A 13,034-nucleotide genomic window follows, 5' to 3' on the forward strand; every position below is an offset into this window, starting at 1 on the left:
GCAGCCGACCCTATTCAGTGCCCCATTATCATGCCTTCTAGGGCATCTTTTTCCATGGCCAGTTCGGTTAGCTGCGCCTTAACCACGTCGCCGATGGTCACAATACCAATCAGTTTTCCATCCTCAACAATTGGCATATGGCGAAACCGGCCTTCGGTCATGCGGGCCATAATATCCTGAACTGTTTCCTGACGCGTAGCCGTTACCAAGTCCCGTGTCATATAATCCGACACCGGATGGGTTAAGCAACCGCTACCGCTGGCTGCAAGTTCGCGAACAATATCGCGCTCTGACAGTATACCTGCTGCGGTTCCGCCGCCATCCTCAGAAACGACTACTGTACCGATCCGTTTCTCAGCAAGGATCTTCGCGGCCTCGGACACCGTCGCCGAAGGTTCAACCGTCACAACGCCTTCAGCCGCCTTGGATTTCAGAATGGCCTGAACGAGCATGAAGAACACCTCCGAATTAGTAAACTTAACCAAAGCGTTGCGCGATTAAATCACCCTGTCAAGCGTTCGCATCGGCTTCAAGCCGCGCAACTTCGTCACGGATTCCATGCGTTAACGCCTGGGCAAAGCGGTTCAGGCGCTCATTCCTTTGGTCACCCTGATGCCGGACAAGGTAAAAACTTCGCGTCAAACTCACTTGATCCGTCAGTATTTTCCGGAGGTTTGGGTGGAACGGCAAAGTAAAGTCATGGGCAACACATACACCTATGCCAAGGGACACTTGCCGCAGTTGGACCGACACCGAATTCGATGCAAGCGCGACACGGTCAATGCCGATGTCGCTAAGATAGTCCAATTCCTGATCGAAAATCATGTCGGGGATGTAGCCAATCATCCGATGCCCCTTCAGATCGGAAGTTGATTTAATGGGGCCATGACGATCCAGATATTCTTTTGTGGCGACCAAATGCAATTTGTAGTCGCTGACTCTCTTGACCAGAAGTTTACCAGCAGTGGGTGCACTAACGGTAACGGCCATGTCGGCCTCACGCCGAGACAGGTTAATGATCCGGGGCAGAGCCAGAATCTGTATGTCCAGGTCCGGATTTGCGTCACTGATTTTCGCACAAATCTGTGGAAGCAAGTAATTCGCGCTGCCATCCGGCGCACCGATCCGAATTTGACCACTCAGCGACTTGGTTGACCCCGCCACAGCACCTTCAGCCGCACGCATTGATTCTTCGGCCTGCAAGGCGTGGTCCATCAGGCGTTCTCCCGCCGCAGTAAGGACATACCCTTGCTGGGATTTCGTAAACAGCGAGGTATCCAAGTTTGTCTCCAGCCGGGCAACGCGCCGTCCGACGGTTGCAGGGTCGATCTTGAGGATACGTCCCGCCGAGGACAGGCTTTCCTCACGCGCGACGGCCAGAAAAATCCGCATATCATCCCAATTTGGGCTCATGACTACCCTTTGCATTTTTGCAGTACTCTTTTGAGACATTGCCTCTGTTCGTGGGATTTCTGCAAGCCTATTCTGGCCGCAACTTATCGGAGGAGTTTCCAATGCAAGACCTGACCCATTTCCTAAACGGCGAACAAGTGGCTGGCACATCTGGTCGGTTCGACGATGTATTCAACCCGGCAACCGGCGAAGTGCAGTATAAATGCCCAATGGCAAGCGCGGACGAAACAACCGCTGCCATCGAAAGCGCAGCAGAAGCGCAGGTTGCCTGGGGTAAGACCAACCCGCAAAAACGTGCGCGCGTGATGATGGCCATGGTTGGCCTGATCAACCGCGACATGGAGAAACTGGCCGAAGCGCTGAGCCGCGAGCATGGCAAGACTATCCCAGACGCAAAAGGCGACCTGCAGCGTGGCCTGGAAGTGATCGAATACTGCGTCGGCGCACCCCAGATGCTGAAAGGTGAATTCACCGACAGCGCGGGCCCCGGCATCGACATGTATTCCATGCGCCAGCCGCTGGGCGTTGTAGCCGCAATCATGCCGTTCAACTTCCCGGCCATGATGCCGCTGTGGCACGTGGGTCCGGCACTGGCCTGTGGCAACGCTGTTATTCTGAAACCGTCCGAGCGCGCGCCTTCGGTTCCGCTGATGCTGGCCGAATTGTTTGTCGAAGCTGGTCTGCCCAAGGGCGTCTTCCAGGTCGTCAATGGCGACAAAGAGGCGGTTGATACCCTGCTGGACAGCGAAATCATTCAGGGCGTCGGCTTTGTGGGTTCGACCCCGATTGCGCAGTACATCTATTCGCGGGCAACAGCGAATGGCAAGCGCGCGCAATGCTTTGGTGGTGCCAAGAACCACATGATCATCATGCCCGACGCCGACATGGACAAGGCAGCTGATGCGCTGGTCGGGGCCGGTTTCGGTGCCGCAGGCGAACGCTGCATGGCAATCTCGGTGGCTGTACCCGTTGGTCAGGAAACTGCTGACGCACTGATCGAAAAACTGATCCCGCGTGTCGAAAAGCTGAAGGTTGGCCCCTATACCGCAGGGAACGATGTGGATATGGGCCCGGTTGTGACAGGTGCCGCCAAAGAGCGCATCATGGGCCTGATCAACTCGGGCGTTGAGCAAGGCGCCAAGCTGGTTGTCGACAACCGTGACTTCAGCCTGCAAGGTTACGAAGATGGCTTCTTTGTTGGCCCGCATCTGTTTGACCATGTCACAACCGACATGGACATCTACAAGCAGGAAATCTTTGGTCCGGTTCTGTCCACTGTGCGCGCCGAAACCTACGAAGAAGCGCTGAAGCTGGCGATGGATCACGAATACGGCAATGGCACCGCGATCTTTACGCGCGATGGTGACACTGCACGTGACTTCGCCAACCGGGTCAACATCGGCATGATCGGCATCAACGTTCCGATCCCAGTGCCGCTGGCCTACCACACCTTCGGCGGATGGAAGAAGTCGATGTTTGGTGACCTGAACCAGCACGGTCCGGACAGCTTCAAGTTCTACACACGCACTAAGACGGTCACGTCGCGCTGGCCGTCGGGCATCAAGGAAGGTGGCGAGTTCAGCTTTAAAGCAATGGACTGATCCACAACTTCAGCCAAACAGGTCAACCCGGCCTTGCACAGGCCGGGTTTTTTTTAGGCAATGCATCGCCAAAACTGACAGCTTCACAACAAATTCACTCGGCAGACCCTAGAAATACGGGGCAATGACCAATAATTTACTGGGAAATTATTACTCGAGCAGATCCTGAACTGGAGGCCAATTTGTCAAATTCCCGAATGACTCGTCGCTCTGCTTTGTTGGGCGCAGCTTCCCTTGTTGCGACGCCTGCCTTGGTGCGCGCGCAAAGCATCGATGCTTTCCCGCAGGATGAAGAGGCCATCAGCACGCAACTGCCCGTACGCCGTAACGTATCCTCATTTTCGCAACAAAACTGGCAGGATCACTTTGACGAGCTGAGCGTTGGCTGCCTGTTGGCCGATATCACCAGCCGCGCGGTGCATTACTGGGGATCTGATGGATCGTATAAACTGTATCCCAGCTCTGTCCCTATGAGCGAGGAGCTCACAAAACGCGGCTATACCAAGGTTGTTCGCAAAGCAGAGAATCCAACTTGGACGCCAACTGCGTCCATGCGCGAACGTGACCCTACCCTGCCTGTACGCATGGAAGGTGGCGATCCCGGCAACCCGCTGGGCACCCGCGCCATGTACCTAGATTGGCCCGCCTATTTGGTACACGGCACCCATGATACGCGCAAAATTGGACGTCAAAGCTCTTCGGGCTGCATCGGGCTGTACAATCAGCATGTCGAGGAACTTTATCCTCTGGTCCAGATCGGAACGCAGGTCAGATTGGTCTAACGAACAAAGCCCCGGTGATTGTCACCGGGGCTTTTTTATTCGCGGGCTTTGATTTTATTCCGGAATAATTACGGCATCGACTACATGAATTACGCCGTTGCTCGTTACGATGTCAGCCTGAACAACTTCAGCGCCGTTGACCTTCACACCATTCTTGGCATTCACGCTCAGGCGGTCTCCCTGAACGGTTAGAACTTTCGCCCGTTTGCCAGCAATGTCACCGGACATCACCTTTGCCGGAACCACGTGATAAGTCAGAATCTCCACCAACTGGTCTTTGTTTTCTGGTAAAAGCAACGTTTCCACCGTGCCCTCGGGCAGCGCGGCAAAAGCCTCATCTGTTGGTGCAAACACAGTAAATGGGCCGTCGCCCTTCAGAGTGTCGACCAATCCGGCGGCCTGCACGGCGGCAACCAGTGTATTGAAGGATCCGGCCGAAACGGCGGTATCGACGATATCCGCGGCTTGCGCTTTGACAGGTAGTGCAAGGGCAAGTGCGGCGGCGGCTCCCATGAATGTGCGACGGAACATGGCTGTTGTCTCCTCTCCAGCTTGTTACGGAAAGGGATACGGGCATTTTTCCGCAGCGGATCACTCTGAGATCATTTTTCTTTGATCTGAACCCAGATGCTCTGCGCACGTCCGTCTTTCAGAAACGGCAAAGCTTCAACTGCATCGGGTCGGTCTTGTTGCAGGAAATATCCCGGCCAAAGCATTGAATACCCACCAGATTGCAGCAACGCATGCAGAATGTACTGCTCGCCCCATCCCGGGCAATCGTAGAAGAACCGCTTGGGATATTCGTAAGGAAGAAAAACATCGTGGACATGGATAACGACGCCGGGTTTGAGCGCGGGGATGATGCGACAGAACAAATGCGCGACGTCATTGCTCATCCGAACTACATGGCTAGAATCGATGAAAAGGACATCACCTGCCTCAAGCTGTTCGAACAATGATGGATCGACCTCTTCCAACCTCTTCTGTTCGAAATGGTTTACAACATGGGCGATATCAGCGCGTGGGTATGGGTCGATCGCCGTGATCTGCGTATCCAATCCACCGTCAATGACGGCCTGCCTTGAGATACGGGTGGAATTGCCACAGCCGACCTCGATCACCCGTTTGGGTGCAAACCTTCGGATCATCAGATACAACGCTTCGGCATCTGGGCTGTCGTAATAGCCGTTGCCCATGTGATAACCAGTCTGGTTGCGTGCAGAGTCTTTCAGGGCTTCCAACGCATCCGCATGCTGGCCATACTCAGCGACCAATTGGCCGATGTCGAAATCTTCCATTCCCGGTGACAGGGCATAGGCCGGACGGGTCAACCCGCCAGCGCGTTCAAACGCCTCAAGTCTGGCACGCTCGTCCTGTTCAATGGTCTTGTCGACCAGCTTTGCCCCCAACTCATCAAGGGCTTCGTTGATCTTCGGGAATTTTCTGGGTTTCACGGTGCCGCTCCAATTTCCTCTTGCTTGTTCCTTACCGTTGCTTTGCGGGCCTCTGCAAGAAGAGCCGCGCCAAACGCTTGGCAAAACAGAAAATTCCGTATTCACTGGTGCGAACAGTTAAGCGAGGGCCGCCATGCAGCAAGAATATACGCTGGGTATTGAAGAAGAATATTTGCTGGTTGACCGCGACAGCCTTGAACTCGCCGAAGCACCCGCCGCACTGATGGAGGCCTGTCAGGCTGATTTCGAAGGTCAGGTCAGCCCCGAATTTCTCCAATGTCAGATCGAAGTCGGCACCCGCCCTCATACGACGGTCAAGTCCGCCCGTGAGGATCTGAAACGGTTGCGGTCCTGTGTTGCGCAGCGTGCGGCCGAGTATAACCTTGCACCTATTGCCGTGTCCTGCCACCCTTTTGCCGATTGGAAGAAGCAGCACCACACCCGCAAGGATCGCTATGATGCGCTGCAGCATGCTTTGGGGGGCGTTGCACGGCGCATGTTGATCTGTGGTATGCATGTCCATGTCGGGGTCGAGGACCCTGCCCTGCGCGCCGATCTGATGCCGCAGCTTTCGTATTTCCTTCCGCATCTGCTGGCTCTGTCTACTTCCTCTCCCTATTGGAATGGCGAGGATACCGGCCTGTCCTCTTATCGACTGACCGTATTCGACAACCTGCCGCGCACGGGGCTGCCGCCGGTTCTGGCCAGTTGGTCCGATTATGAGCGCACCACCGGGATTCTGGTCGAGCTGGGCGTGATCGAAGATACGACTAAAATCTGGTGGGATCTAAGGCCGTCGCACCGATTTCCGACTTTGGAAACCCGGATTATGGATGTGCAGCCACGGCTAGAGCACACGCTCTCTCTGGCCGCTCTTGTGCAGGCTTTGACCCGAATGCTGTGCCGTCTGAAGGATCGAAACCTGCGCTGGCGCAACTACGATCAGTTCCTGATCGGTGAAAACCGCTGGCGCGCGCAGCGCTACGGCGTAGGTGAAGGGCTTATTGATTTCGGAGATCGGTCCATCAAACCGATGCCCGAATTGATGGGAGAACTTATGGGCATGCTTGCCGAAGACGCCGAGGCACTGGGAACCATGACCGAACTCGCCCGCCTACAACAGATCGCCCAGAATGGTACCTCGGCCACCCGCCAACGTCGCATCCATGCCGAGGCTGCAGCGCGCGGTGATGATCCCGGTAAGGCCGTGGTGCAGCATCTTATCGAAGAATATCACCACGATCTTTGACTCTCTGGAATGCCTCATACCGATGATTGCTGATCGTGCAAAATTTCTGTAAGGATTGCGAAATAGAACAGTTGTTCAATTCATCCGGCAGCGTGGGAGGCAAGCCTTGGATTTTGCACTTACAGAAGAGCAAACCGCGATCTTCGATATGGCATATGGTTTCGGGCAGGACCACATCGCCCCCAACGCCCGCCAATGGGAGGCTGACGGAACCATCCCTAAAACCCTTTGGCCGCAGATTGGTGAATTGGGGTTCGGGGGGCTCTATGTCTCGGAAGGCAGCGGAGGGTCCGGCCTCAGCCGTCTGGATGCAACGCTGGTGTTCGAAGCACTTTCAATGGCCTGTCCTTCAGTTGCGGCATTCCTTTCGATCCACAACATGTGTGCCAAGATGCTGGACAGTTTTGCCAGCGACGAACTGAAATCACGCATCATGCCCGACGTACTGAGCATGAACACAGTCCTCAGCTACTGCCTGACCGAGCCCGGATCAGGTTCGGACGCCGCCGCGCTGAAAACCCGCGCGGACCGAACGAATGAAGGGTACACGTTGAACGGCTCCAAAGCCTTCATCTCAGGCGGTGGCTATTCTGACGCTTATGTCTGCATGGTGCGCACTGGTCAGGATGGACCCAAAGGTATCTCGACCGTTTATGTCGAGGACGGCACACCGGGGCTAAGCTTTGGCGCGCTGGAACAAAAGATGGGTTGGAAAAGCCAACCCACAGCGCAAGTGCAGTTTGATGATTGCCACATTCCTTCGGGCAACCTTGTAGGCACCGAAGGCGACGGGTTCAAATACGCGATGATGGGTCTGGATGGCGGACGTTTGAACATCTCCTCCTGCTCGTTGGGTGCCGCGCAGACTGGGTTGAACATGACACTTCAGTATATGTCTGAACGAAAAGCTTTCGGCCAATCCATTGATCAATTCCAGGCACTGCAGTTCCGGTTGGCGGATATGGAGATCGAACTGCAGGCTGCCCGAACTTTCCTGCGACAGGCGGCGTGGAAACTGGATCAGGGCGCGCCCGATGCGACTAAGTTCTGCGCTATGGCGAAGAAATTCGTAACCGAGACTGGATCGAAAGTGGTTGATCAATGCCTGCAATTGCACGGTGGTTACGGCTATCTGGCGGATTACGGCATCGAGAAATTGGTCCGCGATCTGCGTGTACACCAGATTCTGGAAGGCACCAATGAAATCATGCGGGTTATCGTGGCCCGTCAAATGCTTGCAGAACGCTGAGGATTCCATGCCTGACATCGACATCCGCATCACAGGCCGCGCGGGACGAATAACCCTGACCCGCCCAAAGGCTTTGAATGCGATGACCTATGATATGTGCATGGCCATCGACACGGCCCTGCGCAATTGGCGTGAAGATGACACCGTAGATCTGGTAATCATGGACGCCGAAGGCGATAAAGCCTTTTGCGCGGGCGGTGATATCGCCGATCTCTACGAGACCGGCATCAAGGGCAATTTTGACTTTGGCCGGACCTTCTGGCGCGACGAGTATCGGTTGAACGCACTTATCTTTGAATACCCCAAACCGGTCGTCAGCTTTCTGCAGGGTTTTACCATGGGTGGCGGGGTCGGCATCGGCTGTCACGGTAGCCACCGAATTGTCGGAGAGTCTTCAAAAATTGCCCTACCTGAGTGTTCTATCGGATTGGTACCAGATGTAGGCAGTACCCTTATGCTGGCACTGGCCCCCGGACGCCTTGGGGAATATCTGGGCACCACAGGTCATCGCATGGAATCCGGTGACGCCATCTTTGCCGGATTTGCTGATCACTATATCCCAATCTCGCAATGGCATGACCTGATCGAAATGCTTGAAGCATCCGGCGATACGGAATTGCTGGCGACGCATTCCACGACACCTCCGGAAAGCGAATTGGCCAAGCAACAAGCGGAAATCGACGCTCATTTTGCCGGTGAAAGCCTGGGCGACATCCTGAATTCGCTGAACCAATCAGATCTAGAGTTAACAAGCAAAGCTCTTGAACTTATGGGGCGTAACTCACCGCTTTCGATGGCTTGCACTGTGGAAATTCTTCACCGACTGCGCGGCCCCAGCCTGACACAGCGCAAAGCGCTGGAGCTGGAGTACCGCTATACTTTCCGCGCGATGGAGCATGGGGATTTTCTGGAGGGCATCCGCGCCCAGATCATCGACAAGGATCGCAACCCGCGTTGGCAGTTTGCCGACCAGACCGTGCCTGCAATTGCAGTGTCAAAGATGCTGCAACCGTTGGGCAGAGATACACTGACATTTGAGGAGACATAAGTGATGAAAATCGGGTTTATCGGTCTGGGCAACATGGGCAATCCGATGGCGGTGAACTTGGCCAAGGCCGGACATGAAGTTACGGGCTTTGACATGGCCGAGGTCGACGTTGACGGCGTCTCTATTGCCGGATCAGGTGCAGAGGCCGCCGCCAGCGCGGAAATCGTCATCACGATGCTGCCGAACGGTCACATCCTGCGATCGGTTGCAGATGAGATCCTTCCGGCGATGCAATCCGGAGCCGTCTGGATCGACTGCTCAACGGTTGATGTTGACAGTGCCCGCGTCGTCGCAAGTCAGGCGAAGGAAGCTGGAATCCTCGCGGTGGACGCCCCGGTTTCGGGTGGAATAGGCGGCGCTGCGGCGGGCACGCTGACCTTCATGGCTGGCGGTAGCGATTCTGCTTTCGCCAAAGCCGCGCCTCTTTTCGACATCATGGGACAGAAAGCCGTTCATTGCGGTGAGTCCGGCGCCGGACAGGCCGCAAAAATTTGCAACAATATGATTCTTGGCGTGACAATGATCGCCACCTGCGAAGCCTTTGCGCTGGCCGACAAACTTGGCCTCGACAGGCAAAAGATGTTTGACGTGGTCAGCACCTCCTCGGGCTATAGCTGGACAATGAATGCCTACTGCCCTGCCCCCGGTGTTGGCCCGGAAAGCCCGGCAGACAACGACTACCAACCCGGATTCGCCGCCGAGTTGATGCTGAAGGACCTGCGGTTAAGTCAGCAAGCCGCCGAAAGTTCGGACGCGGACACACCAATGGGTCAGGCTGCGACTGCGCTGTATGAGCAATTCGTCGAGGCCGAGGGCGGATTAGGCAAGGATTTTTCTGCCATACTTCCACGGTTCGAAAAGCGTGGACGCAGTTAATTGCAACTCATGGGCGACTTCCCGCGCATGGGGTTGACCATACCGTGACCGACGGCCATCTGTCTTAAGAATGGGCATTTAGTTGAAAGGAAGCAAGATGAAGCGCAGCTTGGCCATCACGACGGCAATTTTGGCAATTGCGCTCAGTTCAGGCGTAGCCATGGCCGGGAACGGCAAAGGAAAAGCCGGTCATTGCCCACCCGGTCTGGCAAAGAAATCCGTTCCATGTGTGCCCCCAGGTCAGGTAAAAAACTATTACCACAAGGGTGATTACATCAACCGCGACTATCGATGGATTGACGATCCCTATCGTTATGGGCTGCGTCGTGGTGACAGCTATGTCCGAGCAGGCGACTACGTTTACCGCGTCGACCCTGACACCAGAAAAGTGCTCAACCTGATTGGCGCGGTGGCTGACATCCTCAACTGAGGATCAGCCACCCTATTCCGCAGCAACACGAGCGCCCTCAAGCATCTGTTTCAGATATCTTCCAGTATGGCTGCGTTCAATCGCGGCCACATCCTCGGGCGTTCCGGTCGCCACGATCTCACCACCACCATCGCCACCTTCGGGGCCGATATCGATGATATGATCCGCGGTTTTGACGACGTCCAAATTGTGCTCGATTACCACAACCGTATTACCCTGATCGACCAATTCATGAAGCACTTCCAGTAACTTACGAACATCTTCGAAATGCAGCCCCGTGGTCGGCTCATCCAGAATATACAACGTTCGCCCGGTCGAGCGTTTAGACAGTTCCTTTGACAGCTTTACGCGCTGCGCTTCACCGCCCGAAAGGGTCGTGGCCTGCTGACCAACCTTGATATAGCCAAGCCCGACACGCGCCAACGCATCCATCTTGTCCCGGATCGACGGAACAGCCTTAAAGAACTCCTGCGCGTCTTCCACTGTCATATCAAGCACATCCGCAATAGATTTGCCCTTGAATTTGATCTCGAGCGTTTCGCGATTGTAACGCGCGCCTTTGCAGGTTTCGCAGGTTACGTAAACGTCGGGCAGAAAGTGCATCTCAATCTTTATGACACCATCGCCCTGGCAGGCCTCGCACCGGCCACCTTTGACGTTAAAGCTGAAGCGACCCGGCTTATAACCTCGTGCCTTAGCCTCGGGCAGACCGGCAAACCAGTCGCGGATCGGGGTGAACGCCCCGGTGTAAGTCGCTGGGTTTGAGCGCGGTGTCCGTCCAATGGGGCGCTGGTCGATGTCGATCACCTTGTCCAGATGTTCCAACCCCTTAATGGTCTCACAAGGTGCTGGGGTTTGCCGCGCCCCGTTTAATCGCATTGAGGCGGTCTTGAAAAGTGTTTCAATGGTCAGCGTAGACTTACCCCCACCGGACACCCCGGTCACACAGACAAATTTACCCAGCGGAAAGTCGACCGTAACATTCTTGAGGTTGTTACCCGTGGCTTTGACAACCGAAACTTTCTTTTTGTTCCCCATCCGTCGCTCGGTCGGAACCGCGATCTCTCGGGTGCCTGCAAGGTATTGCCCGGTCATAGACGCGGCATCCGCCGCAATTTGATCTGGCGTTCCCTGACTTACAACCTGCCCACCATGAACTCCGGCACCGGGGCCGATATCAAATACATAGTCGGCCTCACGGATGGCTTCCTCATCATGCTCCACGACAATCACCGTGTTGCCCTGATCGCGCAGGTTTTTGAGCGTGCCTAGCAACCGGTCATTATCCCGTTGGTGCAAGCCGATAGAGGGCTCGTCCAACACATACAGAACGCCAGTCAGGCCCGAACCGATCTGGCTGGCCAGACGAATCCGCTGGCTCTCGCCCCCGGACAAGGTGCCGCTTGAACGGGATAGCGTAAGGTATTCCAGCCCAACGTTATTCAGGAATCCCAAACGCTCGCGAATCTCCTTCAAGATAGCACGAGCAATCTCATTCTTCTGATTGCTCAGACGGTTCGGCGCGTCCTCGACCCAAGCGAGAGCCTCTTTGATCGACATCTGAACCACCTGGCCCACATGCAGACCAGCGATCTTGACCGCCAATGCCTCGGGCCGCAGACGGTACCCTTCACAGGTGCCGCAAGGCCGATTGTTCTGATACCGCTCGAATTCTTCACGAATCCATGCGCTGTCCGTCTCGCGATAGCGGCGCTCCATGTTGGGAATCACACCTTCAAAGCTGCGGGTCACCTGATAGACCCGCCCGCCTTCATCATAACGGAATTGAATTTCTTCATCGCCGGAACCGCGCAGGAACACCTGCTGCACTTTTGCCGGCAGATCTTTCCAAGGGGTGTTCTTGTCAAATTCAAAATGGCGTGCAATCGCCTCAATGGTCTGCAGGAAATACGGAGATTTGCCTTTGCGCCATGGTGCCAAAGCGCCATCGTACAGCTTCAGCGTCTGATCCGGCACCACCAGCCGTTCGTCAAAGAACAGTTCAACTCCCAGACCATCGCAGTCCGGGCAAGCCCCAAAAGGCGCGTTGAATGAAAACAGGCGGGGTTCAATCTCGGGAATCGTAAATCCGCTGACCGGACAAGCGAAGTTCTCGCTGAACGTGATGCGCTCTGGGTCACCCTCACGCGGTGCCGTCTCTAGAATCGCAATTCCATCGGCAAGATCCAGAGCGGTGCGCAAACTATCGGCCAGCCGGGTCTGCATCCCTTCACGTACGACAAGGCGGTCAACGACCACATCGATGTCGTGACGGAACTTCTTGTCCAACGTGGGCGGTTCGTCCAGTTCATAGAACTCACCATCGACTTTAACGCGCTGGAACCCCTGCTTGCGTAGCTCAAGGAATTCCTTTTTGTACTCGCCCTTTCGATCCCGCACGATCGGGGCCAGCAGATAGCCCCGAGTCCCCTCCTCCATAGTCATGATCCTATCGACCATGTCCTGCACCTGCTGCGCCTCGATGGGTTGACCAGTGGCGGGGCTATAGGGTGTGCCCGCACGTGCGAACAGAAGGCGCAGGTAGTCATAGATCTCAGTGACAGTACCAACGGTCGAACGCGGGTTTTTCGACGTGGTTTTCTGCTCGATGGAAATTGCCGGGGACAAGCCGCTGATGTGATCCACATCGGGCTTTTCCATCATGTCGAGGAACTGACGCGCATAGGCCGAGAGGCTTTCGACGTAACGACGCTGACCTTCGGCGTAGACGGTGTCAAATGCCAAAGATGATTTGCCTGACCCTGACAGCCCAGTGATCACCACCAGCTGATCACGTGGGATGTCCACGTCGATGTTTTTGAGGTTATGCTCGCGCGCGCCGCGCACCTCGATATTCTTCAGCTCAGCCATTTTCGGCCCCCAACACACAAGTGTCTCAGAAATAGGCTAGCGGCACCGAGTCTCCAACAAA

At 55.5% G+C, this 13,034-nt stretch carries 12 protein-coding genes; 7 read left to right on the forward strand and 5 right to left on the reverse strand.

Features of this window, described 5'->3' with window-relative positions; translation table 11 throughout:
- Positions 1–14: 14 nt before the first annotated feature.
- Together ACR0D7_RS00795 and ACR0D7_RS00800 are read right to left on the reverse strand one after the other, a co-directional pair.
- A complete protein-coding gene (locus ACR0D7_RS00795) occupies positions 15–452 on the reverse strand; it encodes a CBS domain-containing protein (protein WP_480677330.1) in 438 nt (145 codons plus the stop codon).
- Positions 453–510: 58 nt separating this feature from the next.
- Entirely contained in the window at positions 511–1,413 is a 903-nt protein-coding gene (locus tag ACR0D7_RS00800; protein ID WP_480677331.1) for a LysR family transcriptional regulator, read from the reverse strand.
- A 101-nt stretch (positions 1,414–1,514) separates the two neighbouring features.
- Here ACR0D7_RS00800 and ACR0D7_RS00805 point away from each other — a divergent pair, with 101 nt between their 5' ends.
- A complete protein-coding gene (locus ACR0D7_RS00805) occupies positions 1,515–3,014 on the forward strand; it encodes a CoA-acylating methylmalonate-semialdehyde dehydrogenase (protein WP_170381257.1) in 1,500 nt (499 codons plus the stop codon).
- A gap of 197 nt (positions 3,015–3,211) precedes the next feature.
- Positions 3,212–3,796 (forward strand): L,D-transpeptidase, encoded by a 585-nt coding sequence (locus ACR0D7_RS00810; RefSeq protein WP_480677332.1) that lies wholly within the window; start codon positions 3,212–3,214, stop codon positions 3,794–3,796.
- A gap of 54 nt (positions 3,797–3,850) precedes the next feature.
- Here the strand turns inward: ACR0D7_RS00810 and ACR0D7_RS00815 are convergent, their stop codons facing one another.
- Both ACR0D7_RS00815 and ACR0D7_RS00820 read right to left on the reverse strand, forming a co-directional pair.
- On the reverse strand, positions 3,851–4,327 hold the full coding sequence (locus tag ACR0D7_RS00815) for a fasciclin domain-containing protein (RefSeq protein ID WP_170570043.1): 477 nt from the start codon (positions 4,325–4,327) through the stop codon (positions 3,851–3,853).
- Positions 4,328–4,398: 71 nt separating this feature from the next.
- Entirely contained in the window at positions 4,399–5,250 is an 852-nt protein-coding gene (locus ACR0D7_RS00820; RefSeq protein WP_480677333.1) for a class I SAM-dependent methyltransferase, read from the reverse strand.
- A 133-nt stretch (positions 5,251–5,383) separates the two neighbouring features.
- Here ACR0D7_RS00820 and ACR0D7_RS00825 point away from each other — a divergent pair, with 133 nt between their 5' ends.
- The 5 genes from ACR0D7_RS00825 (at position 5,384) to ACR0D7_RS00845 (ending at position 10,102) form a co-directional block, all read left to right on the forward strand.
- On the forward strand, positions 5,384–6,499 hold the full coding sequence (locus ACR0D7_RS00825; RefSeq protein WP_170570039.1) for a carboxylate-amine ligase: 1,116 nt from the start codon (positions 5,384–5,386) through the stop codon (positions 6,497–6,499).
- Between the two features lie 106 nt (positions 6,500–6,605).
- Positions 6,606–7,748 carry an acyl-CoA dehydrogenase family protein gene (locus ACR0D7_RS00830; protein WP_480677334.1) on the forward strand — a complete coding sequence of 381 codons (1,143 nt, stop codon included), beginning with the start codon at positions 6,606–6,608 and terminating at the stop codon, positions 7,746–7,748.
- 7 nt (positions 7,749–7,755) lie between these two features.
- On the forward strand, positions 7,756–8,796 hold the full coding sequence (locus ACR0D7_RS00835) for an enoyl-CoA hydratase/isomerase family protein (RefSeq protein ID WP_480677335.1): 1,041 nt from the start codon (positions 7,756–7,758) through the stop codon (positions 8,794–8,796).
- 3 nt (positions 8,797–8,799) lie between these two features.
- Positions 8,800–9,672: a 3-hydroxyisobutyrate dehydrogenase gene (gene mmsB, locus ACR0D7_RS00840; RefSeq protein WP_480677336.1), complete on the forward strand. Its 873-nt coding sequence runs from the start codon at positions 8,800–8,802 to the stop codon at positions 9,670–9,672.
- 97 nt (positions 9,673–9,769) lie between these two features.
- Entirely contained in the window at positions 9,770–10,102 is a 333-nt protein-coding gene (locus ACR0D7_RS00845; RefSeq protein WP_480677337.1) for a hypothetical protein, read from the forward strand.
- Positions 10,103–10,114: 12 nt separating this feature from the next.
- On the opposite strand, the gene uvrA is transcribed toward ACR0D7_RS00845, so the two are convergent.
- A complete protein-coding gene (gene uvrA / locus ACR0D7_RS00850; protein ID WP_480677338.1) occupies positions 10,115–12,973 on the reverse strand; it encodes an excinuclease ABC subunit UvrA in 2,859 nt (952 codons plus the stop codon).
- Positions 12,974–13,034 lie beyond the last annotated feature (61 nt).

Source organism: Ruegeria sp. BB7 (assembly GCF_056539365.1).